Raw genomic sequence first — 25,630 nt, 5'->3', positions numbered from 1 at the left:
TTGCTTAAGGCCATCGGTTTGACACGCCGATTGGTGGCGCTGGTATGGGGTTAAACACCAACAAGCCGGGCATCGATCTTGCCCAGCTTATAGGCATTCATCGGAGTTGTTTTCCGCTGATCAGAGTGCCGCGAATCCTGCATCAATTGCCGACAAGATGTCCGACACGTCCTGTTCCGAGATGATCAGTGGCGGCGACAGGATGATGTTGTTGCCCGATATCCGCAACATCACGTTGTTTTCATAAGCGACGTCAAAAACTCTGGCCATTGTGCCACCCGAGGCGGGTGTTTTTGCTGCCGGATCTGATACGGTTTCAACCGCGGCCATCAGGCCATGCCCACCGCGTACATCACCTATTGCCTGATGCTTGGCCTTTAGCTCTTTGAGGCCGGCGAACAACTGGGCCCCGCGTGCCGCGGCGTTTGAAGCCACGTCGATGCGTTTGGTTTCTGCCAGACAAGCGATCGCAGCCGCGGCACCAACCGGGTGGCCGGAATAGGTGTAGCCATGACTGATAGCACCCAAGCCCGAGGTGTCGCTTTCGAAGACTTCGGCCATCTTCTCTCCGATAAGCACGGCGCCAAACGGGAAATACCCGTTCGTCACGGCCTTGGCGGTGGACATCATGTCGGGTTGCACACCCCAAAGGCGGGCGCCTGACCAAGCGCCTGTTCGGCCAAACGCGGTGATGACCTCGTCCGAGATCAGCAGAATGCCGTGTTTGTCGCAGATCTCGCGAACCATGGGCATAAAGCTTTTATGCGGCGGGATTACACCGCCCGCACCAAGGATCGGTTCCATGATAAAGGCTGCAATCGTCGAAGGATCCTGAAACTTGATTTCATCTTCCAAAGCGGCGGCGCAGAGTTGAGCCAGTTTGGCAGGATCCGTCTCGTTGAACGGGTTGCGGTAGGTATAGGGGGCCGGGATGTGGAAGCAGCCGGGCAGAAGCGGTTCATATGCGGTGCGGAATTTATTGTTACCATTGACCGACGCGCCGCCGGTATGGGTGCCGTGATACCCCTTTTTCAACGAGAGGTACTTGGTTCGGCCCGGCTCGCCGCGCAGCTTGTGATATTGGCGCGCCAGACGCAGGGCGCTTTCAACAGAATCCGATCCGCCCGATGTGAAAAACACCCGCTTGATGCCTTCGGGTTGAAAGAAATCACACAGTTCATAGGCCAGCTCGATCGAAGCATCGTTGGTGGTGCCACGGAATGTCGAATAGTAGGGCAGGGCATCCAACTGGGTGGCTATGGCTTGCTTCACGACGTCGTTGGAATAGCCAAGATTGACGTTCCATAGACCACCGACTGCGTCGAGCGATTCATGTCCGTCGATATCCGTGATGCGCACGCCTGACGCGCCAGTGATGATTTTGGGAGGATTCTTCTGGGCCTCCGCGGGATGGGTCATGGGCTGCCAGAACTGGCGGGCGTTGTGTTCTTTGATAAAGTTCTCGGTTTTCATGCTCAGATGTCCTTGCTCAGAACAGGGTAGTCTTAGGTGATCTTGACCACGGGCAGCGGTCGTGGCGCCGGAGGCATTAGTTTTGTCCCGCCCACCTGATCGCCCTTCCGGTCATCGGAACGGGCGCTTCAAGCATTTCAGGTCGGGTCGTTCAGTTTCCAGATCTCCTCCAGGGTAGGGGGAACCTGGCCACCGCAGGCCGATGAGATCGCACGTGCGGCAGGTTTCAGGTTTTCGCGAATCTGAAATTTCAGTTCGGTATCCAGTCGTGATTTAGGGCAGGCGACCGAAACCGCTCCGATGCAGTCATTGTTCGGGTCAAAAATCGGAGCGGCCATGCTGCAGACATCAGATTCATACTCACCATCTGACAGGCCGAACCCGATGCGTCGGGCGTCGTCCACCTTGCTTCGGATCAGGGCGGGATCGGTCACCGTGTTCTGCGTGATCGATTGAAGAGGCGCAGATAATACGCGGTCAATCAGACCGGGGTCGGCAAAAGCCATGATCGCACATCCCGAAGCCGTTGCGTGCAGAGGCAGGATATCAGCGGTTTCAATCTCGACCCGGGTGCCGTGGTGGCGCGACTGGCAGAATTCGGCGACGATCAACCCGGTGCCGTTCAGCAGAGTAACGTGGGCCGTTTCGCGAACAGCTGACACCAGCTGCGCCAATGGCTCGGCGACTGCATCTTTTATGGGAACCGTAGCCTCACGCACGTTGGCAAGGCGGATAACGGTCGGGCCCAGCCTGTACCGTTTTGTGTGTCGATTCTGTTCGACAAAACCCAGTTCGGCGAGTTCGTTCAGGGATCGATAGACCGAGGCTTTGTCGCGTTTGGACAGGCGGGCCAGCGAAGACAGCCCGATCTCGGGCTGTGCGGCCGAGAAATGATCCAGCAACTTGAGTGATTTGGTCGTCGTTCCCATGCCTTGTGCCGGCCTCCCTTGCTGACTGAATGCGCGATCTCTTGGTCATTACTTGACATAAATTAATTACTATGACAACTATTAATAAGAATAAGCGGTTCATTATTGTAACCGAAAATAGGTACTCGATACCATCAACGGGAGGAACTTATGAATAAATTCGCTCAAAAAGTGGCGCTGGCCGTCATGGGCGCATCGGCCCTGATCGCAGGGCCTGTCGCGGCTGAATATCCTGAAAAGCCAGTGTCGTTTGTTGTGCCGTGGCCACCGGGTGATCTTGAGGATGTACTGACCCGCCTGATCGCTGAGGAGTTTCAGGAAACCTATGGTGTCCCGGCAGCCGTGGTGAACAAACCCGGCGGTGGCGGCGGCCCCTTCCCGGGTGCCGTTTCGGTGGCGACCGCGCCAGCGGACGGGTACACCGTGGGTTCCTTCGTGATCGGTGTTCCGGTCATCGGGCCGGATATCGGCATTCCCGAACTCAACCCGAACCCGTTTGACCCGCTGGGTATTTTTCTGACCTATCCGTTCGTGATCGCGGCATCCAAAAACGACAACTATTCCAGCATGGAAGAGCTGGCGGCCTATGCCAAAGACAACGAAGTAACGCTGGGCCACTTCGGTTCTTTCCTGCCGCCCACCAAGGTGACTTTTGCGCTGGCCAAGAACATGGGCTTTGATTTCGCGGCTGAAACGGCGTTCGATAACGTTGACTGTAACGTTCTGGCGTCGGGCGATGTAGACGTGATCAACACGACCATTCAGCAAATCAGTGCATGCCAGGACGATGTAGTGATCCTCGCATCGATTGGTGGTGAGCGCACCAGCCAAACGCCGGATGTCCCCACCGTTTCCGAAATCGATCCGTCGCTGCAGCTGGCGCTTTGGAACGGGTTGTTCGTTCACAAGGATACGCCTGCAGATGTACGTGAAAAGATCATCGCGGTGGCGCAAAAGGCGCTGCAGTCGGATGAGGCCAGCGAACTGGCCGAACGAACTGGTGCGCTGATTTACTGGCAGGATGCCGAAGCGTCCAACGCCCAGATCCAGAGCGACAAAGACTCGTTCGCTGCCATTGAAAAGCTTCTGGGCGAGTAACCTGGTCAAGGCAAAGCGGGCGCCGGGATAATACGGCGCCCAATTTACATCTTCGGCGCGCGAGAAGGTACATGGTCAGGACAAAGACGCTTCAGCAGTTGTTTCAGCGATACCGCAAACCGGGGGATCTGGTTTTCGCAATATTCTTTCTGGTGTTCTCGGTGGCGTTGTTGACGCAGCTGGGTGACCAGACCAAATGGGTGGCGCGCAAGTCGCTGTTTGTGCAGCCCCGGTTCTGGCCCGCAGTCGCGGTCGGCGGCATGGTCCTCTTTGGTACCTTGCACCTTATTGGATCGTTGTGGTCTCCGCGTATCTACGGTCGTCTGAAGGAAATGTGGTTCTGGGCTCGGTCACTCGAATACGTGGCGTGGTTCCTGATCTACGTTTATCTCGTACCAATCACCGGCTATCTGCCGACCACACTGGTGTTTTCGGTGCTGCTGGCTCTGCGTGTTGGGTATCGCGACGGCAAGATGCTGTTGGCGGCGGCCGGGTCCGGTCTGTTCATCGTCATCCTTTTCAGGGGCCTGCTTCAGGTGAAGATCCCCGGTGGTGCCATCTACGAGCACCTCCCCGATGGCATTCGTGCCTTCATGCTGACCTATATGTGAGGCCGACATGGACATCTTTCTCTCAAGCCTCGAGATTCTGGCCCGTTGGGATGTGATCATTGCGCTGATGATCGGCTCCTTCGGCGGTGTCATCATTGGTTCGATCCCCGGCGTTGGCCCTGCGGTGGCCATTGCGATCCTGTTGCCTGCTACGTTTTCACTCGACCCGATCGTGGGTCTGATCATTCTGTTGGGTATCTATGGCTCCTCAGCCTTTGGGGGCGCGATCCCAGCCATTCTGGTTAATACTCCGGGAACGGCGGTGAATGCCCTGACCACCTATGACGGTTATCCTATGACCAAGGCGGGGGACGGACGGCGAGCCTTGTCACTGGCCTATTTCTCGTCCTTCTTCGGCGGCATCTTCTCGGTCGTCGTGCTGATCCTGATGGCGCCACTGCTTGCCAAGGTCGCCCCACATTTCGGCAGTCGAGAGATCTTTCTGGCGGCGCTTCTAGGTATCATCCTTGTCGTGCTGGCCCACCGAGGGCAGATCATGGCTGCCGGCATGATGGCCTGTTTCGGCATTCTTCTGGCGACCATCGGTCTTGAGCCCGTGAACTACTCTCAGCGCTTTACCTTTGGGCAGAGCTGGCTGAGCTCAGGCATGAACGTCATCGTTGTGGTTCTAGGGCTCTTCGCTCTCAGCCAGGCGTTCCTGTTGTTGCTTGAACGTGACCACGCACCCGATGCCGCCAAGGTTGAGGGCAATCTGTTTGGCGGTGTGAAAGAGCTGTTGGGGCACAAACGTGTGGCCTCTGTCTCGGCTAGCTTTGGGGTGCTGATGGGCATGATCCCCGGCGTGGGCGAATTCACCGCTCAGTTCCTGTCCTATACCTACGCGCAGAAAACCTCGAAAAAACCCGAACTGTTTGGAAAAGGCTCTCCGGAAGGTCTGGTGGCTTCGGAAACAGCAAACAACGCCGTGCCTGCCGCTGCGATGATCCCGCTGCTGGCGCTTGGTATTCCCGGCGAGGCGCTGACGGCGATGATGTTGTCGGTGTTCTATGTGCACAACGTTCTACCGGGTCCGCAGCTATTCGAGCAGCAGATGGACTTTGTTGTCGCGATCTATATCGCACTTCTGGTGCTGAACGTATTGGTGCTGGGCTTCTTGATGGTGTCGACCAACAAGCTGCTCAAGGTGGTGCAGATCCCGACACGGTTCCTGGGCGTGTTGATTCTGACGCTTAGCTTTGTCGGCGTGTACTCCCTGCGTAACTCGTTCACCGACTGTGTGATTGCCTCGGCGTTTGGGGTTCTGGGCCTGATCCTCAAGCGTCTGAACCTGCCGATTGTGCCGATCATTCTGGGTATGGTTCTGGGTGGCATCATGGAGACCAAGCTGCGTACCGCGATGCCACGGCTGAAAACGCCACTCGACATGATCGACCGACCGATCTCATTCATCATCTTCAGCATTATCGTGGCGGTTCTGATTATCCACGTCCGGGTGCTGGTTATCGAACACCGAAAAAGGAACCAGTCTGATGGCGATGACGCAGACCGACTTGAACGCACTACGCGCTGAGGTCATCCCCCCCAAAGGCCATTTCATCGACGGCCAGATGACCGATGCCGCAAACGGCGCTCGCCTTGATGTCATCTCGCCCATTGACGGGCAGGTGATCACGACGCTGGCCGCCGGTGGTGCAGAAGATGTCAATCGTGCAGTCACTGCCGCCCGCCGCGCTTTCGACAGGCGCGTCTGGGCCGGCCAGCCACCTGCTGCCCGGAAAAAGGTGCTGCTGCGTCTGGCCGAACTGATCGAACGCGAAGCGTTGGCGCTTGCTGTACAGGGTGTGCGTGACAATGGCACCGAGATCGGCATGGCCTTCAAGGCGGAAAGCGGCTCGGCTGCAGGAACCTTCCGCTATTATGCCGAGGCGATCGATAAGGTTTATGGCGAGGTCGCACCAACGGCAGAGAATGTTCTGGGCCTAGTCCATCACGAACCGGTGGGCGTTGTGGGCGCGATCCTGCCGTGGAACTTTCCGCTGATGATCGGCGCGTGGAAGATCGCGCCAGCGCTGGCTACCGGTAATTCTATTGTTGTGAAACCCGCCGAAAGCGCCTCGCTCTCTATTCTGAGACTGGCAGAACTGGCCATTGAGGCTGGCGTCCCCGAGGGTGTGTTCAACGTCGTAACTGGCAAAGGTTCGGTGGTTGGCGAAGCCATTGGCCTGTCGATGGAAGTGGATGTTTTGGTCTTTACCGGATCGGGTGGCGTGGGTCGCCGTCTGTTGGAGTATTCGGCCCGCTCGAACCTTAAGCGGTGCTATCTGGAACTGGGCGGAAAATCCCCAAACATCGTGTTTGCCGACGTCAAAGATTTGGATCACGCTGCTAAAGTGTCGGCGAACGGTATATTCCGCAACTCGGGGCAGGTGTGTGTAGCCGGGTCACGGCTGGTGGTTGAGCGTTCGATCCATGATCAATTTGTCGATGCGCTGATCCGTCATGCGCGTAAGCTGACAGTTGGTGATCCTCTGGATCTGTCATCGGATGTGGGCGCAGTACACTCCAAGGTGCAGCTGGAGCAGGATCTTGGATTCGTTGATAAAGCACTGGCCGAGGGCGCTGATCTGGCGCTTGGCGGTAAACGCATTCTCGAAGAGACCGGCGGGTTTTATATGGAGCCGACGGTGATGACGAATGTCGGCCGAAACGACACCCTGAACCAGCAAGAAGTATTCGGCCCCGTGCTGGCGGTGACCCCGTTTGATACCGAGGAACAGGCCGCCGATCTGGCGAACTCCACTGTCTACGGGTTGGCGTCGGGGCTCTGGACCTCGGACCTGAGCCGGGCGCATCGCATGATCCGGTCCATTCGCGCTGGTGTTGTGCATGTGAACACCTATGGCGGCTCGGATGGCACGGTACCTCTGGGTGGTGTGGGGCAGTCCGGCAATGGTCACGACAAGAGCCTTCACGCATTGCATAAATACGTCGATCTGAAATCGGCGTGGATACAGCTCTGACAAAGATCGGGCAGGGAGGAACACATGAGCGACAAGACAATCCTGATTGTCGGTACATATGACACCAAGGATGATGAGCTGAACTATCTTGCAGATTGCATCCGGGGGCAGGGCGGGCAGGTTTTGTCCATGGATGTGAGCGTGTTGGGTGATCCGTCTGCGCCCACCGACTATTCCAAACATGATGTCGCCGAAGAAGGTGGATCATCGATTGCCGAAGCAATTGCTTCGGGTGACGAAAACACTGCAATGCAGATCATGGCGCGCGGATGCGCTGCATTGGTTGCGCGTCTGTATGATGAGGGTCGGTTTCACGGGATCATCATACTGGGTGGCTCCATGGGTACCGACCTTGCGCTTGATGCTACTGCAGCGCTGCCGTTGGGAGTGCCGAAATTCATTGTCTCCACCGTCTCGTTCTCCCCGTTGATGCCACCCGCACGTCTGGTGGCTGACGTGCAAATGATCCTGTGGGCCGGGGGGCTCTACGGGTTGAACTCGGTGTGTAAATCTTCGCTGTCTCAAGCGGCTGGTGCGGTGTTGGGTGCGGCGCGAGCTGTAGAAAGACCGCAAAGTAACAAACCGCTTATCGGCATGACATCGCTGGGCAAATCTGCCCTGAAATACATGGTGCCACTGAAGCCTGCTCTTGAGGCGCGGGGTTTTGAAGTAGCGGTGTTTCATGCCACAGGCATGGGCGGTCGCGCGTTTGAGAGCCTAGCGGCCCAGGGTGCATTCGCCTGTGTGATGGATTTCTGTACGCAAGAACTGGGCAATCATATACACAGATCCCGTATTTCAGCCGGGGCGGATCGTTTGACGAATGCGGGACTGGCAGGCACCCCGCAGATCGTGGCACCCGGCTGTTATGATCTGGTTGATATCGTCGGCTGGGACGATCTGCCCGAGAAATGGGTCAATCACCCACGTCATGATCACAACCGGTTGATCCGATCGATCGTTCTGAACAACGAAGAACGCCGTGCCGTGGCGCAGGCACATTCCGTGCAGATGGCGAAATCACAGGCTCCAACGACTCTGATAATGCCTTTGGGTGGATGCGGTGAGTGGGACCGCCCCGGTGAAGATCTGAACGACCCCGAAGGTCTGGAGGTGTTCATGCAAGAGCTTCGGAAGACCTGTCCGGAAAATGTCTCAAGGGTCGAGCTGGATTGTCACATCAATGATGCGGCATTTGCTGAACAGGCACTGGCAATTTTTGATCAATGGATTGCTGATGGGGTCGTGCGCACTTCCCCGTGAGCAGGTTTGCCCTATCGGACGCGCGCGGTCAGCGATTAATATCGTTGAAAGGGCAGACATCATTTTCGAATGGTACGTGCCGACGGCGAAATGACCGCTCTTCATTGACTATGGGTTCGCTGATGCGGTCCATACGAAAATGGCGGAAGTCGTTTCGGGCAGGATCCCATGCCACGAGATACCACAGAGGCGGCAGGATCAGCATCGCCTGCGGTTCCACCTCGCGCTGTGAAATCACGCCTTTGGCGTCACAATAGCTAAATCGCAAATGACGCCGTTGCAGGAACGTCGTCTCAAATGCGGGCAACAATGCGGGGTCGATCGAACCCAGATCCCCGATGTCCTGTTTGGGAGATAGCTGTCCGACATGCAGGCAATCCAGAATACTGCGCAGATCCTTGACTTTATCAGCAGGCAGGGCCTTTTCGATCTTTGCTAGCCCGGCATCGGCGAGGTCGGAAAAGGGCAGGGTGCGCGCCGCTCGCATTGCCGCGACGCTGATGAGAAGTGCGAAGACTTCGGTGACTGACAGACGTGCCGTGGTCTGAACGGATTGCGGGTCAAGCTGCAGGCCACCGCCCCGGCCGCATTCGGAATGAATGACAAATCCCTGATCCCGGAGAGAACTGATATCGCGCAGAACCGTGCGTCTGGATGCGCCGACCGCGTTGGTCAGCTCGTCTACAGTCGACGTTCCCTGACGCCGCAGGGTGCGAACAATCTCTTCTTGGCGTGACCGAATATCCATTTTCAGCAATCCAGATATATGGTGACAGATTGTGACACCGTTTCTTTCTATATGCGAGGTCATCGATTACTCAGCAAGGAGAAACAGCATGACACATCAGGATCGGATTACAGCTAAAACATCTGAGCACACGCCGGTCATCGTCAATCCATCGCATCTCCATGATCCGACGCCCAACGGCTACAGCACCGCGGTGATCACCCCGATTTCCGGTCGTTTGGCTTTTATCTCGGGGCAGGGCGGGCAGGACGAAACCGGTGCGCTGTCTCCGGATTTCGATGTTCAGGTCGCGCAGGCCTATACCAACCTGAGGGCGGTGATTGAAGCGCTCGGTTCGGACGTCACACGGGTGGTTAAGCTTACGGTGTATGTGGTTGACCATGACATGTCGAAGTTGGCGACGCTGACCAAGCATGTCGTGGGGATGTTTGAAGACACACTTCCCGCACAGACGCTGGTCCCGGTGCCGAAACTCGCAATTGATCCCATGCTGTTCGAGGTCGAGGCCGTTGTCGCCTTGGACTGATTGCACGATGGTGGCCTGGGGGGTGTCCTTGGTGACGCCCCATAGTTTGCACAAATTGAAAGACGCCCTAGATATCATGCAATGTATTGTAATCACTAAGATGTAGAGGCCAATCGGGTGCGGGCGGGTCGATCAGGCAAGAAATTGCGCAATCATCAAATCACAATGCCTATAGCAGCCCTTTTACCAACCAGCTGTCTCCGATATGAGGGAACAAGCGCCTGCGGAGCATCGCCGGCCTTCAAATTTCGCGTAAGCAATTGGGAGCCAGTAATGTTGTTTCGTCGCTTCGCTTTTGCGGCACTGCTCGCCACTGCGACCCCGGCCGTTGCCTTGGCGCAGTCCGCAGATCAGCCTTCGCCTGATCTTTCGGTCGAGCTAAACACGGTTGAGGATATCGACAGGGGTTGCCTGTTGACGTTTTTGGTATCGAATAAAACCGAAGTGACGATCGAAGACGTCATATTTGAGATTGTGGTGTTCGATGCCTTGGGAAGTGTCCAGAAATTGGTGACCTATAATATGGGTGAACTACCGGTTGACCGGCATCGTGTACGTCAGTTTGTTCAACCAGATACGACTTGCGACAACGTGGGTCGTTTGCTGATCAACGATACCGGTACCTGTCTTGTGGATGGCGCAGAAAGCGAAATTTGCAGTGATGCGCTGTCGCTGAGCAGCCGGGTAGATGTGGAGCTCTTCAGATGAACCCACTTGTTTCACTTCGGGAGATCCTTGCGCTGGGCGGGCCGGTCGTTGCAATTCTGATCGTTATGTCAGTGCTGACACTTGCAGTCGCTATCTACAAGCTCTGGCAGTTTGCGGCCTGTGGTGTCGGTCGGCACCGCGTGCTTTCCGATGCACTGGCAGCCTGGGATGCGGGTGACCGAGGCGCGGCGCGTGCACGCCTTGAACAAAGCAGCAGCTATCTTGCTCCCATCGTGGGGGCAGCGATGGATGCGTATGATAAGCCCGGCATTGATGATCGGTTGGATGCCGAGGCAGGACTGGCGCTTGCGGGGCTAGAACGCGGTTTTCGTCTGCTCGACACCATTGCGCAGCTTGCACCACTGCTTGGTTTGTTCGGCACGGTTATCGGGATGATCAATGCATTCCAGAGCCTTCAGTCAGCGGGCTCTTCGGTTGATCCATCCCTGTTGGCAGGCGGTATCTGGGTTGCTCTGGTTACCACTGCTGTGGGGCTTGCGGTTGCCATGCCGACCTCGATGGTTCTGTCGTGGTTCGAAAGCCGAACGGCGCGCGAAAGGGTGTTCGCGGATAAAGCACTGCGCACCATTCTGGTGCCAGGCCAGTCACTTAACAAAGCGGCGGGCGCTGAAGGCCACTCAGCCGCGCCTGAGCATGCGTAACAAAGCGCCCTTTGTCCGGCGTCCGATGTCGATGACACCTCTCATCGACGTAATCTTTTTGCTTTTGCTCTTCTTCATGCTGTCGTCGACGTTTTCAAAGTTCGGCGAAATCGAGCTGGGAAGCGCAACATCCGGGGCGGCGTCATCTGACACGCCTGCTGAGCGTGCCTTTGTGCAACTGGGCGCGGATCGACTGATGCTGAACGGCACCCCAATAACGCTGGAGGAGTTAGAGGCGCAGGTCGAGACTGGTCAGGTTATTGTCAGCCTCGACGAGGGGACATCGGCACAGCGATTGGTGGATCTTTTGGTTCGGTTGCGTGGGCGCGACGGGCTGACGGTCACGGTGCTGGAGTGAGCAGATGATCCGCTATCTTCGTCCACGCCGTAAACGCGATTCAACAATCCCTCTGATCAACGTCGTATTTCTGATGCTGATCTTCTTTCTGATCGCGGGTACGGTTGCGCCACCCCTCGATCCCGATCTGGATCTTGTCGATACCTCGGAGCTTGCGGGTCGTGAGCCGCCGGACGCTTTGGTTCTGCATCAGGACGGGACCTTGAGCTTTCGGGGCGTGCCGACTGATCCCGATACATACATGATTGGTCACGGTACGGGCCCGGTGCGGATCGTTCCCGACCGGAACGCGTCCGGCCCACTTTTGGTTGAAATCACAAGCGCGCTCCGCCGACTGGGTGCTTCTTCGGTGTTTCTTGTGACCCGGCAGGCTCTGGAATGATCCGGAAGTCCGCCTTTGTTGCGATTTTAGCCATCGTGCTGTCGCTGGTTGTGCATCTTTTTGCTCTTAGTACCACTTCGTCGGGTCTGGCCGAGAGGTCTTCTCAACAGCCCAAGCCGAACACAGTCGAATTGAACAATACCTTTGAAGATCTTGCCGAAACGCCTGCCGAGCCAGTCGAGCCCGAACCCGCCGAGGTGCCGGAGCCAGAGCCGCCTGTTGAAACTCCGCCAGAACCTGAACCGGCTGAAATTCCTACAAGTGAAGCGTTGGTCGCATCACCGGATCCGCAACGCGTTTATGCCCCTGATACAGGGTCCGCTCCGATTGTTCAGCCCGAAGCGCCCGAGCCTCAGCCGTCAGAGCCAGCAGATCAACCGGATGCCGAGGAACAGGCCAGCGACAGTGCGACTGAGACCCCCCCGGCCGAAACTGGCGAGGTAGTTGAAATACCCGAAGGTGACCCAGACGCAATTCCGCCTGCCACGGCCCCTGAGCCAGAGGCGCTTGCAGCTTTGCCTGCTACCGAAGCCCCTCCGGTCCCCATTGTTCCGCTCGAAAATGAGGCAGTTGATCCCGAAATTCCTGACGCATCAACTGAACCTGAGACAGAAGCATCGGAGCAGGCGGTGGTCTCTTCTATCCGTCCACGTCTTCCGGAACGCCCGCCGTCAACAGAACCACAGGGTGCATTCTCAGGTTCAAAAAAGTTTGATGATCTGCGCTTTCCTCAAGCGGTGATTGAATCGCCGCTGCGTGCCTATCAGCGAGAGGGTCTTGATGCCTTCAAGAAAAGAACGGGCCGAACTGCGTCGGGGGGGCGCGGGCCCGGTAACTCGGACGTCACGAACTATGCTGGCGAGGTGCTTGTCCATTTGAACCGGACCCCGGTTGTTTATGTGTCGGCCCGGGGGTTTGCTCAGGTGTTCTTCGAAATCAATCCTGACGGTACCTTGGCCTGGGTTGATGTTGTCGACAGTTCGGGTTCAGCGGAGATTGATCGTGCTGCGAAGGATCAGGTTCGCAGAGCATCTCCCTTCCCACCGCCGCCGGGCGGTGTGAGTCGTAAACTGTCGTTCTTCTACCAAAAGTGACTGGAGCCAGTTGTCACTAGTCTCGGTCCGACCGGAATGAAAAGTGCCCAGGAGTTAATGACTTCACGTCATTGGCGACTTGGTTCCAGCAAGGCAATAAAAAGCTGAAAATTGCTCTCTTGGCAGAAAGATATTCCAATTGTTTGCCGAAATGTACGTAGGCATTGGCCTGGATCAACAAATTATCATACGGGCAAGATAACTTGTGCCGGACAGATTCTAAAACTCAGTCGGGTAACGACCAAAAATGAGATATCACAACAAACCCTATGACCAGCTCAAGGTCGGCGACAGCGCCGAGCTAAGACGGATTTGCACAGAGGATGATTTCTTCGTGTTTGCGTCAAACTCGGGCAATCACAATCCACTCCATCTGGCCAATGAAGATGGTGATGGGGACACTGTGAACGAAGCCATCGCGCCGGCGATGTTCGTTGGGGCGCTGATCTCGGCTGTGCTTGGTAACATCCTTCCCGGTGCAGGCACCTTGTACAAATCGCAGAGTTTCGAGTTCGTGGATCGTGCCCATGCAGGTGATGAATTACTGGCGCGGGTAACCGTTGCCCAGAAATGCGATAACCGCGAGGTCGTAATGGATACGGAAGTCATCCGTCCCGACGATGGCGCTGTAATCGTAACGGGTACTGCAGTTGTGATAGCACCGGAGAAAGAGCTTTCGTTCAGTGACATCGAAGTACCCGGTCTGGTGGTGCAGCGACACCGGCACTTTGATGCACTTTTGGATCAGTCTCGCCCCCTGCCACCCATTCCAACCGCAGTGGTTGCTCCAGAGGAGCCGAATTCTCTGGGTGGCGCCTTGCTGGCTGCGAAAGAGACGATAATTGATCCGATACTTGTCGGTGATCCCGACAAGATCCAAGCGGCGGCATGTGAGATTGATCTGCCATTGGGAAATGCCGAGATCGTGCCGGTGCGGGATCACTTTGATGCCGCGGGCGTAGCTGTCGATCTGGTTGTCGAGGGGCGTGCCCAGGCCCTGATGAAGGGACATCTGCACACCGATGATCTGTTGCGCGCCGCTTTGCGCAAGGAGCACGGTCTTCGTGCTGGCAGGCGGTTCACTCATGTTTTCGTCATGGACGTGCCGGGACAGCCGCATCCTTTGCTGGTGACGGATGCCGCGATCAATATCGAACCTGATCTTGAGACAAAGATCGACATTACCCAGAACGCCATCGACCTGGCCATCTCAATCGGTATCGAGTCTCCGAAGGCCGGAATACTGTCGGCGGTTGAAACGGTGAACCCCGCCATCAGATCGTCGATAGATGCAGCGCTGTTATCCAAGATGGCCGAGCGGGGTCAGATCCGAGGCGGGCTTGTGGATGGACCTTTGGCAATGGACAACGCAGTCAGTCTGGCCGCAGCCCGAACCAAGGGAATTGTATCCGAAGTGGCTGGCCGGGCGGATATTCTGGTGGTGCCTAACCTTGATGCCGGGAACATGCTGGCCAAGCAATTGACTTACATCGCGCATGCCGAAGGGGCAGGCGTTGTGCTGGGGGCTAAGGTGCCGATCATCCTGAACAGCAGGGCTGATGACGACAAGGCGCGGTTGGCCTCATGCGCGGTCGCGGCGTTGCACGCTGCCCGAATGGCGGAGCGGATCTGATGACCCATGTTGTGACCCTGAATTCGGGTTCGTCCTCTCTGAAATTTGGTTTGTTCTCGATGCAGGGGGACGAGCCCGAGGCGATATGTACAGGCGAAGTTGATCGCATTGGCAGCCCGGCTGCACATATTCAGGCGACGGACTTGGATGGTCGGGACCTGATTGATGAAACGTCCGAGACGATTGTCGATCATCACAGCGCGCTCGACCACGTTCTGGATCTGGTGGTTCGGCAGTTTCCGGGCGTTACCATTTCAGCCGTTGGACATCGCATCGTGCATGGCGGACCTGACAATGACGGCCCGGTTCTGTTGACGCGGGACAGTCTGAAGGACCTTGAACGTTTCTCGCCCTTTGCGCCGCTGCACCAGCCGTTCAACATCGCCGGAGCCCGCGCAGCGATGGAGCGGTTTCCGGACGCGGTTCAGATTGCGTGCTTTGATACTGCGTTTCACCGCAATCATCCGTGGGTCAATGACACATTCGCATTGCCAACCGAGTATTATGACATGGGTGTGCGGCGGTACGGGTTTCACGGGCTCAGCTATGACTACATTTCAAACCATATGGCCAAAACTGCGCCTCTGTTGCACAGCGGTCGGGTGATCGTTGCCCATCTTGGGAACGGGGCATCGATGTGTGGCATGATCAGCGGTCGTTCTGTCGGCTCGAGCATGGGGTTTTCGGCTCTGGATGGTTTGCCGATGGGAACCCGATGCGGGCAGTTGGATCCGGGCGTTGTCCTGTATCTCATGGAGCAAAAGGGCATGTCTGCCGCCCAGATAACCCAACTGCTGTACCGCGAGTCCGGTTTGCTTGGGATGTCGGGTCTGTCAAATGACATGCGTACGCTCGAGGAAGCGGATACTCCGGCAACACGCAAAGCGATCAGCTATTTCAATTTCCGGGCACGCCGTGAACTGGGGGCGCTTGCCGCGGTTCTGGGCGGGTTGGATGCGGTTGTGTTCACCGGGGGCATCGGTGAGAATTCGTCTCTGGTACGAGAGCGGATCTGTGCGGATATGGGATGGTTGGGGATTGAATTAGACCCCGATGCGAACGCCGACAGCGCACGGGTTATCTCAACCCAGCTCTCTCGGGTCCAGGTCATGGTTGTTCCGACGAACGAGGAACTGGTTATTGCGCGCGCTGCCGCGCAAATCTGTCGGTCGCCATCGAACTGCAGTGTTTCTGAACTGGAATTCAGCAGTCACATCTGAGCTAAAAAACCGGATTGGAAGACGATGCTGGCAGATAAGGACCTCGGGCCTTTCTGTCAGAAAAAATGCCCGCCTACGGGAATCCCCCAATTTCGCGCATCGGCGCTGCAGGCTATCTTGATCTTAACAGGGTCATTCCTGACCAACCACTTTCCCCGATGAGGGGCTGGCATCTTACCCCCTCAGCCGGCCCCTCAAAAACCTTCTGACATAAGAAAACTGGCCGTTGCCCAAAACAATTTTCGGATTGGGTTAATCCGTTCCTGCCAAGTATTGGCCAACAAGTGCAGGCAATTTGGCGCTGTCATCGTAACTGATAGTATGCGGAATTTCAGCTACTGGTGACTTGCGATACCCTTCTGTGAACAGCAGAAACGGTACCTCGGCGCGTTTGGCTGTTTCGGCATCCACTTCGCTGTCACCAACAAATAATCTGGGCCCTGAGCAGCCCAACGCATCAAAAGTTTCGTTTAAATGCTTGGGGTTAGGTTTGCGCAAGGACAGTGTGTCACCGCCAAAAACAACATCAAAGTGATGGGCGAGATTCAGTGCTTTTAACACATAGCATGCCGGTTTTTCAGGTTTGTTGGTGCAGACGCCAAGGCGGTGTCCCTGCCTGCGTAACTCTGCCAATGCTTCCATGACGCCGGGATAGGGTACGGTCTGATCACTGGATGCTTTGTTGTAGTGATCCAAGGTCAACTTCGTCAGCTCACCGTGGCGGTTCATGTCGATTTCGCAATGGCGAATTGTTCGTTCAACCAGCTTGGGCAGGCCATTTCCAACGAATCGCCCGATAATGGTTTGAGGCAATGGCGCGTGCCCAACATCGCCCAACATGCGATTCACGGCTCCGGCGAGATCAGCAAGGCTGTCTACCAACGTACCATCAAGGTCGAATACGATTGCTGCTGACATCTATTTGCACGCCTCTGTCGCCTGTTTAACAAGGCGTAACTCATTCAAACTACAGGCGCAAATTACAAGTTTCTGCGCAAGCAAAATCCAGGCCTTGACATACCTTACTATTTTAATCAGATTAAGAGGTGAAACAACAGCCAACCCAATCCAGGGTCAGCCAGATCAGTGAATGCGAACAGATAAGGCGTTTCGCCTGAACAGCCCTGGAGATGTCCCGATGAACGCGCAGAACCCGAACCCCAGCCAATCCTATGCGGTTTCTATGCTTCCTTCCCACAAGGCCGAGGATCTGACTAAAGGTGGCAACCTGGCCCATATCGAGTTGGGCGACCAGCTTTACACTCTGCGCATCACCCGTGCTGGTAAACTGATCCTGACAAAATGAGCGCTCCAAACTCACGCGGCGGAGCTGCCGTCGGGCGGCTATCCGACCTGAGCCCATTGGAGGCAGGTGCAGTCATGTATCTGCGACTGTGGAGCGAAGGGGTCGACGGGCGGGCAGATGCGGCCAGCGATTTCGATATCGCGCTGGGCGCGGATCAGGGACGTGCAGCAATGCTGACACTTGATCGTTTGTGCTCGCTGTGCGCCCATCACGGACGCCGCCCGCTGGTACGTCATGGGCTTGGTTGTGCGTGTCTGGGTGCTGACGAGAACTGCTTTGCCCAGATGATCGCAGCCGCCTCGGAAGGTGCGCGCGAGGATGCCATGATGATGGCCTCGCTTATCGTACGCCCGGATTTCGCTCCGGCATTGGCATCGCTTTCCGAAGAACTTGGGCTTGCATTGCGTCGAATGACAACCGCGATACCGCTGCCAACAACCGGGCACAAAACCCCCTCGACCGTATTGCACTGACAGGAAGATCGCAAAACCCCGGCCCACAAGAGCCGGGGTTTCGTTTTAGCAGCATCCACATCCTGCGTGATGGTGATCATGATCGCAGGCCGGGGTGGGTTCGAACGCCCCAACCTCGCTCAGAACATCGCGCATGGCCCAAAGGATCATGTCAACGTCTTCGGCTTCGATGGTCAATGGTGGCCTGATTTTCAGGATGTTGTCCTTTGGTCCCTCGCTGCCGATGAGAATGCGATGATCGCGCATCCGGTTCTTGACGTATTTACAGATCTCTGTGCCTTCAGAACCATCGGGATTGATGAGTTCAACACCCAGAAACAGCCCCATGCCCCGCACATCGCCAACACAGCCGTACTCGGTTTCGATTTGGCGTAGACCGGCCATCAGGCGTGCACCCATCGCGCTTGCGTTGTCCTGCAGGCCCTCGTCATCAACAATATCCAGAACCTCTTTGCCGATACGGCAGGACAGGGTTGAACCGCCAAAGGTCGAAAAGAACTCGATCCCGTTGTTGAAACTGTCGGCAATTGCCTTGGTCGTGACCAGAACGCCCAGCGGGTGACCGTTTCCAATGGGTTTCCCCATGACGACGATATCCGGCAGTGCCCCCTGATGTTCGAAACCGAAGTAATATTCACCCAACCGGCCCAGGCCAGTCTGAACCTCATCGGCGATACAGACACCTCCGGCAGCGCGGATTTTCTCATAGACTGCTGGCAGATACCCTTTGGATGGAATAATCTGACCACCCACCGATGGGAAGGTTTCAGCAATGAAGCCAGCAACACCCTGACCCCGGTCGCGAAGCGCTTCAATCGCCGGATCCACCAGATCAGCGAATTTTGACGCACGTTCCGGATCGTCGCGTTTGAACGATCCGCGATAGTCGTCTGCAACCTCCACCAGTTCGACCCAATCGGCCTGGCCAATTCCGCCCGGCTTGTTGAACTTGTAGGCCGAGATCGCCACCGCAGCATTGGTGTTGCCGTGATAGCCATGATCAGGCGTTACGATCCCTTTCGCGCCGGTATGAGCACGGGCCAGACGCAGAGCCAGTTCGTTTGCTTCTGTACCCGAGTTCACGAAAAAGCAGACGTCGAAATGATCGGGCAGCTTTGACAATACCTTGTCGGCAAACGCGGTTTGCGCCGGGTGCAGGTATCGGGTGTTCGAGTTCATCCGCTTCAGCTGATCTGCAGCAACCGCCTGAATTCGGGGATGAGCGTGACCCACATGTGGGACGTTATTGTAGGCGTCCAGATAGGGTCGGCCCCATTCATCAAACAGATGATGTTTCCAACCACGCACCAGCATGACCGGATCGTCATAGGTCAACGACAGATTTCCACCGAAATGGTCGTGCCGTCCCTGCAGGATCGCCTGCTTGTCCGTCGGGTGATAGAAAACCTTGTCATCTGGCAGGTTCAGCAGCGCTGCCGGGTTCGGGCAAACCGCGTGCCACAGATACATCTCATCCGGATCGCCAACGCCGGGCCAGTCAGCTTCCATTCCAACAGTCGTGAGCGCCAGCTGGAAATGTACATGCGGAGCCCAGCCGCCATTCTGGCTGGCATTCCCAAGCCGGGCAAAGGCCGCACCTTGTGCCACAGGGTCGCCGGGTTTCAGACGGTCGCAGACTTCTGGGTCCAGATGGCCGTAGAGCGTATAGAACGGATCACCTTCGGGCGTTTCGTGATGCAGGATCACGACACCGCCATAGTCGAGGTGACTGTCCCGGTTCTCGACAACTTCAACCCGGCCACTCATCGGCGCGTGTAGCACAGTGCCTGCCGGCGCGAACACGTCCACCGCCAGATGTACCGTTCGGCGATCGGATGCTTTCCATGGTCCCTTGCGGAATCCGGGCTCGGCATAGATCAGACGCGGCTCGCTGTAATAGCCCAGCCACAGACCATCGCCAAACTCTTCACCCACGCGCGCAGCCTCTTGCAGCGGCATGTGGAACGGGTTCTGTGGCCACGTTGAGTTTTCAACTGACAGTGAGCCCATTGGAGTGTCGCTCAGGTCCTGTCCGAACATCTGGGCAAACTGGCCACGGTGTTCGGAGAGATAGGCGTGGATGCGTTCAGCACCATCCGTCACCGGCAACCCACAAGCAGCCCGCAGGCGCGCGGGCATCAGGCCGCCATTTATCGATGTGTTCTCCAGAAAGCGCCAAGCCGGAGCCTGACTGATGGTTACATAAGGATCTTCGGGGTTTTCGATCGCCATCAGTGTCGAGTTCACGACGGAAACGGCCAGTCGCATGCGCAGAAGGGGCCAGATCAGGTCAACTTCTTCCGGTCGCAACCTGTTGGCTGCGTGATAACCACGTACCAGTGCAGTCAAAGCGTGCTCGGGCTTTGGATGATCCAGAACGATATAGGCCCCGGCGATGGCCAGATCGCAGATGCGTGGCGCTGCGCACATGTCGCCTAGGTCGATCAGGCCAGAGATGCTCTGCCGTTGTCCCAATTCGCCCTCGACAAGGATATTGTAGTCGTTGGCATCATTGTGGATGGCTTGTTTCGGCAGCTCGTTCAGCTTGCCGGATATCGCAGCAAACCCGTCGGCGATTTCCTGCAGCAAAGATCGTCTGTCGGGATCTGCAATCGCATCCAGCTTGTCATTGATCCAGCCTGCCTGAACGAGATCCCATTTGAAATCCGAGCGATGCAGGCCGTCATGCGAGAACCGTTCCAACGCGCGGTCAGTGGCGCCAAGAGCACGCCCCAGTTTCAGGATCAACTCTTCCCGTTTGGGGGCCGCTTTTGCGTAGCATTCCCCTGGCAGGCGTTCGAGCAACCAGACCAGTCTGGTTTGGCCCGCCTCATCTTCGATGCCGGGCAGCAGATTTCCCTTCAGATCAGGAAACACCTTGGGAAATGGTAATCCAGGCGCTTCTGCTGCGATATGTTCAAGGGCTTTCACCTGCAGATCGACGAACTCAGCTTCGCAATCTGCCCGCATGACCTTTAGCACATAGTCCTGACCATTGGTTGCCTGAACCAGAAAGTTGAGGTCATATTCGCCATCCAGCCGCGTCAGCTTGGCTTCGTGACCCCAATGCCTGCGCAGGGCGCCTGCCCAGAATTCTGTCAAATCGCTCATCAGCCTGAGTGTCCTTTAGTCCAGCGCCCGCAGCCGTTTGATCAGCGAGGATGTGTCCCAACGCCCGCCGCCCAGTTTCTGCACGTCTTTGTAAAACTGATCGACCAACGCCGTGACCGGTAGCGAAGCGCCGTTTTCATTGGCTTCATCGAGGCAGATACCAAGATCCTTGCGCATCCAGTCCACTGCAAAGCCATAGTCGAAATGGTCGTCCAGCATGGTCTCGTGACGGTTTACCATCTGCCAGCTGCCAGCAGCGCCCTGACTGATGACTTCGACAACTGCGCGGCCATCCAGCCCTGCTTTTTCAGCGAAATGAATAGCCTCACTGAGACCTTGAACGACACCAGCGATGGCAATCTGATTGCACATTTTGGTCATCTGGCCCGCTCCGCTGTCGCCAATACGGCGGCAGACTTTCGAATAGACCTGCATCACTGGCTCGGCTTTGTCATAAGCCGCCTGATCGCCACCACACATGATCGAAAGCACTCCGTTTTCAGCCCCGGCCTGACCACCTGAGATTGGCGCGTCGACAAAATCGATGCCCTGCGCGGCGGCCGCATCGTATAACTCGCGTGTAACTTTTGCGGAAACTGTGGTGTGATCGACGAAAATTGCGCCCTTTGACATGCCCCCAAAGGCACCGGTTTCACCAGTGCAGATCATTCGCAGATCGTCGTCATTTCCAACACAGGCCATAACGAATTCTGCACCCTGTACCGCTTGTTCCGGTGTCATAGCCATCGCACCGCCATGTTGTTCAACCCAGGCTTCGGCCTTGGCTGCAGTGCGATTATAAACAGTGACTTCGTGGCCCGCTGCCTGCAGGTGACCGGCCATGGGATAACCCATGACGCCCAGGCCAAGGAACGCGACTTTTGCCATTTGGTGATCCTCTCCGCTGTCCGGCCTCTCCCTCTGCCTTGCAGCAGGCCGGATTGTTCAGCAGAGACAAAGCAAAGCTGGGGCCAAAGGGCAACCCCGGGTCACGTTTTACGACCAAGATCCTTCTGAATTGGGTAATTCGGGCGATCATCGCCTGCACTGGCGTCAATCAGGTGGCTGAACTGTGCCACCGCCAAGTTTCCCTAAGGTCTCACTGCCCGCGAATGTTTCGCTCCATCAAATGCTGGTACAGGCGCGGGGAGAGGCGATTGAGCCACCATGCAAGCTGTGCGACCCGTCCGACAGGTATGGATGGCTGCGATTTGTCCAGACCTCGCAAAATGGTGGCTGCTGCATTTGCGGGACTCATTTCATCCATCCCGTCCGCTGCTGATCCTGGACGTGCCGTTCCATCAGCTTGCCTGTCGGCGTTGCCCGGATTGGTCGAAACAAAGGAAGGCGCCGCGAGATGGACCTGAACGCCATGCGGTTTCTCTTCTGATCGCAACGACTTAAAGAACCCTTCCAACGCGTGTTTGGACGCAGCATAAGCAGTACGATGATACAGGGGTGCAAATCCCGCCACCGAAGAGATCGCCAAATGCGTACCTTTGGATGCGCGAATTTCTGAAAGAAACGCACGCGCCATGGCGACGGCCGCGAAATAGTTGATCTCGAACACTTTGCGGTGACTTGCATCATCAGACTGATCGAACCCGCAGATTTGCGTGATGCCCGCGTTGTATATAACCAGATCGATCGTTTCGCTCGTGGCGATGGTTTCTTCGACAGCGTTGGCCAGTTGATCCTGTTTGGTCAGGTCGCACGCGATCGGCAGTTGTGAAGGCGTTGCCGATAAGCCTGACACATCCAAGTCAAGCAACACAACGCGCCATCCGCGCGCTTGCAGCGCCGCCGACAAGGCCTGACCCAATCCGCCAGCTCCACCAGATATCACTGCTGTTTTCATAGGCCTGCCTGCTGCTTCCAGAGATCAAAAACTTCGGCGCTGGTCTTTTCGGGCGTATAGCCGAATTCGGATTTCAAAGCGGTATTGTCCAGGACAGGGCGGTATTGCAGAAACCTGACCTGTTCGGGGCCATAGCGCGACAACCCAAGCGGACGTGCGATCGAGAGGGCCGCTTTCAGCGACCAGGGCGGCAGGCGCAGAACGGATTTGTTCATAGCTTTCGCCAGATCGCTGACACCAAGCGCTCCGTCTCCGGCCACGTTATAGATGCCGGCGGGTCCGACGGTTGCCGCGCGTTTGAGAATGCGGGCCAAATCGCGGGTCCAGATGAAGACAAACGGGCTTTCACTACCTGACACCGCCAGCAGCCGGGGTTTGTGAAACAATGCCGTGATCTGGTTTTCCGTACCTTCGCCCAATACGGTCCCGACACGCAGAACAACCTGTTCGAGTTCTGGGGCCAGCTTTCGTGCCTCGGCCAGCAGCTCCTCGACTTGTCGCTTGTGATCTGAATAGGGAAACTCAGGGTTTCCGCGCAGAGGATCCTGCTCGCGCAACGGAACTCGGTTGTCGGCATGATAGCCATACGCGGCACCAGACGAGGTGATCACCAGTCGTCGTACACCATTGGCAATGGCGGCGTTTACAACCTTGCGCGTTCCCTCGACATCGACCGCATATGCAGTTTCGCGCCCCATTTTCGGCGGAGGGGTGACGATCGATGCCAGATGCACGATGACGTCTGGCTTGACCTTCGAGATGACCCGTGCGGGTTCACCCGTTGTGACGTCCATCCGCAGATAGGTGACTTCATCCGGCATGAAGTCCGGGCGATGCAGGTCGGTGGCAAAAACCTGGTGGTCTTTCAGCTCGGACAGAAGTGCGTGTCCGACCATGCCCGCAGCGCCGGTGATAAGGATACGTGTCATTGCGCAGCCTCGCTTCTGGCCATCACGGATGCCAACGCCAAGCCCGAGATTGCATGCCAGATTCCCCAGAAGGCTGCGACCACGGCCATTCCCCCCAGCCCGTGGAAAAAGGCAAATATCAATACAAGCCCGAGGCCTGAATTCTGAATGCCCGTCTCAATGGTCACGGCGCGGCGATCGTAAGGGGACAGCCGGGTCAGAGTGGCAACGACCCAACCGCCCCCCAGAGCCAATGCATTGTGAAGGATCACAAGCCCGGCGACAGCTCCGGCGTAGCTCAGGAAGAACCCCCAGTTGGCCGCCAGAGCGAGTACGATGAATGCCACGAAGATGCCCATTGAAAGATACTGCAGCGGTACCCGCAGTCGCGCGGTCAGGTCCGGGCGGCGCTGGTTCAGAGTGACGCCCAGAACCAGTGGCAGGATCAGCATCAGCCCAACGATGATCGCGATTTGGACCGGATCGATTTCGGTTTGTTGCAGGATTTCCCGTGTTGGTGGATACAGCCCACCCCAAAGGGCGATGTTGAACGGTGTCATGACAATCGCGCCGACGGTCGCGAAAGCGGTCATTGAAACGGACAAGGCCGCATTCCCACCAGCCCTATGCGTGATGAAGTTCGAAATATTGCCGCCAGGGCACGCCGCAACAAGGATCAGCCCCAGTGCAATCGACGGGCGCGGTGCAACAAGCCAGACCAGAGCAAAGGTCAAAGCGGGCAACACGACAAACTGAGAAACCAACCCGACAACAACAGGTTTTGGTGCTCGACGCAGGCGGTCAAAATCCCGAGGCGTGAGATCAATGGCAATCGAGAACATCACAATCGCCAAAATCGCGTTCAACAGCGTCAACGATGCGGGGCTGAAGTTCAGCGTAATCTCGTCGATACCGGTCATGTTGCGGCTTTCCTCAACCGTTCGATCCAGCCGGTAACCGCTTTGCGATAGGTCGCCTTGTCGACGTAATAGGCCATGCGGGCGAGCTTGAGGTAGTTCATGCCTCCGGTGGCGCGCTCATAGTTTTCTTGTTTTTTGACTTTCAGCTCAGAAGCGACGGGGCAGCCGTTCCGAATGCCTTTTATGTAGCGCGCCACCATCTCGGCCTGCTCGTGCCGTCCCTGCCAGCCCAATCCGGTCGCTTCGATCATGCCCAGAACGAACAGGTCATCGCGCTCCGGGTGCATCGAGTTGAGATAGAGATGAGGTGCATCGCCCTGCCAGTTCAGCAGTTTCGGGTCGATGAAGGGGTAATGCAGCTTGTATCCCGTAGCGGCGAGGATCATGTCGTAATCTTCGCTGCTGCCGTCTTTGAAATGGACCGTTTTGCCGTCGATCTTATCGATGTCGGGCTGAATGCGCAGATCACCATGGCCTGCGTGATAAAGCACCAGAGAATTCACCACTGGGTGACTTTCGTAGAGCTTATAGTCCGGTTTGGGAAAACCGTATTTCTGTGGGTCGCCGACGAACCAGCCAAGGATCAAGCTATCGACTTTGCGTTTTAGCCACATGGGCAGGCGGATCATGCCCCCCATCGTATCAGCAGGCTTGCCGAAGACATATTTGGGAACAAAGTAATAGCCGCGTCGCATCGACAGATCGCAAAGCTCTGCGTGGTGAATGGCGTCCACCGCAATGTCGCAGCCCGAATTTCCTGCGCCGACAACCAGCACCCGTTTGCCATCGAACTGGCTGGGGTAGCGGTACTCTGACGCGTGGATCAGCTCGCCATCAAAGGTGCCGGGAAATTCCGGCATGTTGGGCTCGGACAGGGTGCCGTTGGCGATCAGAACTCCGGCAAATTCAGCTTCATGCTCACCTTCCTGATCGCGCCAGCTGACATGCCAGCCATCTCCGGGTGCATCCAGAGGAGAGACTTTGGTGACCTCGGTGTTGAACTTGTAGTGGTCGCGCAGTCCATAGTTGTCTGCAAAGGCGCGAAAATAGTCGCGCATCGCACGATGAGATGGGTATTCAGCGACCGCGTCTTCCATTGGAAAGTCGGCGAATTCGGTCATCCGCTTGGATGAGATCAGATGCGCCGTTTCGTACATGGTCGATTTGGGGCCATCGATGTCCCACAAACCACCCACATCCGAATGCAGCTCGAACCCCTGAAAGGGGATGCCCTGTTCTTTCAGAACCTTAGCCGCAGCCAGCCCCATCGGGCCCGCCCCGATCAAGGCGAATGCCTCACGTGATTGTGTCATGAACCCTCCCCTGTTCTTGAGGTTTAAATTGAACGATCGTATAAAATAAGGCAAG

The 25,630-nt window shown here is 56.7% G+C and carries 25 protein-coding genes; 15 read left to right on the top strand and 10 right to left on the bottom strand.

Annotated features, from left to right (window positions below):
• Window positions 1-120: 120 nt before the first annotated feature.
• Window positions 121-1,473 (bottom strand): aspartate aminotransferase family protein, encoded by a 1,353-nt coding sequence (locus tag GOX61_RS21640; protein WP_170337083.1) that lies wholly within the window; start codon window positions 1,471-1,473, stop codon window positions 121-123.
• 137 nt (window positions 1,474-1,610) lie between these two features.
• Window positions 1,611-2,402: an IclR family transcriptional regulator gene (locus GOX61_RS21635; protein WP_155142902.1), complete on the bottom strand. Its 792-nt coding sequence runs from the start codon at window positions 2,400-2,402 to the stop codon at window positions 1,611-1,613.
• Window positions 2,403-2,552: 150 nt separating this feature from the next.
• On the opposite strand from GOX61_RS21635, the gene GOX61_RS21630 reads away from it, so the two are divergent.
• The 5 genes from GOX61_RS21630 to GOX61_RS21610 all read left to right on the top strand — a co-directional run bounded on the left by GOX61_RS21630 (window position 2,553) and on the right by GOX61_RS21610 (window position 8,355).
• Window positions 2,553-3,500, top strand: coding sequence for a tripartite tricarboxylate transporter substrate-binding protein (locus GOX61_RS21630; RefSeq protein WP_170337079.1), 948 nt, complete (start codon window positions 2,553-2,555; stop codon window positions 3,498-3,500).
• Window positions 3,501-3,571: 71 nt separating this feature from the next.
• Entirely contained in the window at window positions 3,572-4,111 is a 540-nt protein-coding gene (locus tag GOX61_RS21625; RefSeq protein WP_170337078.1) for a tripartite tricarboxylate transporter TctB family protein, read from the top strand.
• 7 nt (window positions 4,112-4,118) lie between these two features.
• The gene (locus GOX61_RS21620) at window positions 4,119-5,642 is read left to right on the top strand and encodes a tripartite tricarboxylate transporter permease (protein ID WP_170337075.1); all 1,524 of its coding nucleotides are present in this window, start codon (window positions 4,119-4,121) and stop codon (window positions 5,640-5,642) included.
• The gene (locus tag GOX61_RS21615; protein ID WP_170337096.1) at window positions 5,608-7,092 is read left to right on the top strand and encodes an aldehyde dehydrogenase; all 1,485 of its coding nucleotides are present in this window, start codon (window positions 5,608-5,610) and stop codon (window positions 7,090-7,092) included. The genes GOX61_RS21620 and GOX61_RS21615 overlap by 35 nt, the downstream gene beginning before the upstream one ends.
• Window positions 7,093-7,116: 24 nt before the next feature.
• Window positions 7,117-8,355: a Tm-1-like ATP-binding domain-containing protein gene (locus tag GOX61_RS21610; protein WP_170337073.1), complete on the top strand. Its 1,239-nt coding sequence runs from the start codon at window positions 7,117-7,119 to the stop codon at window positions 8,353-8,355.
• Window positions 8,356-8,383: 28 nt separating this feature from the next.
• Here the strand turns inward: GOX61_RS21610 and GOX61_RS21605 are convergent, their stop codons facing one another.
• Window positions 8,384-9,103, bottom strand: a complete 720-nt coding sequence (locus GOX61_RS21605; RefSeq protein WP_170337071.1) for a helix-turn-helix transcriptional regulator — start codon at window positions 9,101-9,103, stop codon at window positions 8,384-8,386.
• A gap of 88 nt (window positions 9,104-9,191) precedes the next feature.
• Between GOX61_RS21605 and GOX61_RS21600 the strand changes: the two genes are divergently transcribed.
• The 8 genes from GOX61_RS21600 to GOX61_RS21565 all read left to right on the top strand — a co-directional run bounded on the left by GOX61_RS21600 (window position 9,192) and on the right by GOX61_RS21565 (window position 15,686).
• On the top strand, window positions 9,192-9,629 hold the full coding sequence (locus GOX61_RS21600; RefSeq protein WP_170337069.1) for a RidA family protein: 438 nt from the start codon (window positions 9,192-9,194) through the stop codon (window positions 9,627-9,629).
• 273 nt (window positions 9,630-9,902) lie between these two features.
• Window positions 9,903-10,337: a hypothetical protein gene (locus GOX61_RS21595; protein WP_170337067.1), complete on the top strand. Its 435-nt coding sequence runs from the start codon at window positions 9,903-9,905 to the stop codon at window positions 10,335-10,337.
• On the top strand, window positions 10,334-10,999 hold the full coding sequence (locus GOX61_RS21590; RefSeq protein WP_155142919.1) for a MotA/TolQ/ExbB proton channel family protein: 666 nt from the start codon (window positions 10,334-10,336) through the stop codon (window positions 10,997-10,999). Before GOX61_RS21595 ends, GOX61_RS21590 begins: the two co-directional genes overlap by 4 nt.
• On the top strand, window positions 10,992-11,357 hold the full coding sequence (locus GOX61_RS21585) for an ExbD/TolR family protein (RefSeq protein ID WP_209015958.1): 366 nt from the start codon (window positions 10,992-10,994) through the stop codon (window positions 11,355-11,357). Before GOX61_RS21590 ends, GOX61_RS21585 begins: the two co-directional genes overlap by 8 nt.
• A gap of 4 nt (window positions 11,358-11,361) precedes the next feature.
• Entirely contained in the window at window positions 11,362-11,739 is a 378-nt protein-coding gene (locus GOX61_RS21580; RefSeq protein ID WP_170337065.1) for an ExbD/TolR family protein, read from the top strand.
• Entirely contained in the window at window positions 11,736-12,833 is a 1,098-nt protein-coding gene (locus GOX61_RS21575; protein WP_170337064.1) for an energy transducer TonB family protein, read from the top strand. The genes GOX61_RS21580 and GOX61_RS21575 overlap by 4 nt, the downstream gene beginning before the upstream one ends.
• 247 nt (window positions 12,834-13,080) lie before the next feature.
• Window positions 13,081-14,466 carry a bifunctional enoyl-CoA hydratase/phosphate acetyltransferase gene (locus tag GOX61_RS21570; protein WP_170337062.1) on the top strand — a complete coding sequence of 462 codons (1,386 nt, stop codon included), beginning with the start codon at window positions 13,081-13,083 and terminating at the stop codon, window positions 14,464-14,466.
• Window positions 14,466-15,686, top strand: a complete 1,221-nt coding sequence (locus GOX61_RS21565) for an acetate/propionate family kinase (RefSeq protein WP_170337060.1) — start codon at window positions 14,466-14,468, stop codon at window positions 15,684-15,686. Before GOX61_RS21570 ends, GOX61_RS21565 begins: the two co-directional genes overlap by 1 nt.
• 252 nt (window positions 15,687-15,938) lie before the next feature.
• Here GOX61_RS21565 and gph read toward each other — a convergent pair whose 3' ends face one another.
• Window positions 15,939-16,604, bottom strand: coding sequence for a phosphoglycolate phosphatase (gph, locus tag GOX61_RS21560; RefSeq protein ID WP_170337058.1), 666 nt, complete (start codon window positions 16,602-16,604; stop codon window positions 15,939-15,941).
• A 220-nt stretch (window positions 16,605-16,824) separates the two neighbouring features.
• Here gph and hemP point away from each other — a divergent pair, with 220 nt between their 5' ends.
• Window positions 16,825-16,992, top strand: coding sequence for a hemin uptake protein HemP (hemP, locus tag GOX61_RS21555; RefSeq protein WP_155143008.1), 168 nt, complete (start codon window positions 16,825-16,827; stop codon window positions 16,990-16,992).
• On the top strand, window positions 16,989-17,465 hold the full coding sequence (locus GOX61_RS21550) for a hypothetical protein (RefSeq protein WP_170337056.1): 477 nt from the start codon (window positions 16,989-16,991) through the stop codon (window positions 17,463-17,465). Before hemP ends, GOX61_RS21550 begins: the two co-directional genes overlap by 4 nt.
• Window positions 17,466-17,510: 45 nt before the next feature.
• Here GOX61_RS21550 and GOX61_RS21545 read toward each other — a convergent pair whose 3' ends face one another.
• From GOX61_RS21545 to GOX61_RS21520, 6 genes are all read right to left on the bottom strand, one after another.
• Window positions 17,511-20,576, bottom strand: a complete 3,066-nt coding sequence (locus GOX61_RS21545; RefSeq protein WP_170337054.1) for an aminotransferase class III-fold pyridoxal phosphate-dependent enzyme — start codon at window positions 20,574-20,576, stop codon at window positions 17,511-17,513.
• 15 nt (window positions 20,577-20,591) lie between these two features.
• Window positions 20,592-21,518 (bottom strand): NAD(P)-dependent oxidoreductase, encoded by a 927-nt coding sequence (locus GOX61_RS21540; RefSeq protein WP_367646996.1) that lies wholly within the window; start codon window positions 21,516-21,518, stop codon window positions 20,592-20,594.
• Window positions 21,519-21,675: 157 nt separating this feature from the next.
• Complete coding sequence (locus GOX61_RS21535) at window positions 21,676-22,434, bottom strand: SDR family NAD(P)-dependent oxidoreductase (protein ID WP_170337049.1); 759 nt, start codon at window positions 22,432-22,434, stop codon at window positions 21,676-21,678.
• Window positions 22,431-23,363: an SDR family oxidoreductase gene (locus tag GOX61_RS21530; RefSeq protein WP_170337048.1), complete on the bottom strand. Its 933-nt coding sequence runs from the start codon at window positions 23,361-23,363 to the stop codon at window positions 22,431-22,433. Before GOX61_RS21530 ends, GOX61_RS21535 begins: the two co-directional genes overlap by 4 nt.
• Window positions 23,360-24,262: a bile acid:sodium symporter family protein gene (locus GOX61_RS21525; protein ID WP_170337047.1), complete on the bottom strand. Its 903-nt coding sequence runs from the start codon at window positions 24,260-24,262 to the stop codon at window positions 23,360-23,362. Before GOX61_RS21525 ends, GOX61_RS21530 begins: the two co-directional genes overlap by 4 nt.
• The gene (locus GOX61_RS21520) at window positions 24,259-25,575 is read right to left on the bottom strand and encodes a flavin-containing monooxygenase (RefSeq protein ID WP_170337045.1); all 1,317 of its coding nucleotides are present in this window, start codon (window positions 25,573-25,575) and stop codon (window positions 24,259-24,261) included. The genes GOX61_RS21525 and GOX61_RS21520 overlap by 4 nt, the downstream gene beginning before the upstream one ends.
• Window positions 25,576-25,630: the final 55 nt, after the last annotated feature.

The organism is Ruegeria arenilitoris, from assembly GCF_013030265.1.
In the GTDB taxonomy this organism is placed as follows: domain Bacteria; phylum Pseudomonadota; class Alphaproteobacteria; order Rhodobacterales; family Rhodobacteraceae; genus Ruegeria; species Ruegeria arenilitoris_E.
The sequence above is the reverse complement of the archived record's forward strand: the minus strand, read 5'-3'. Positions and strand labels throughout refer to the sequence as shown.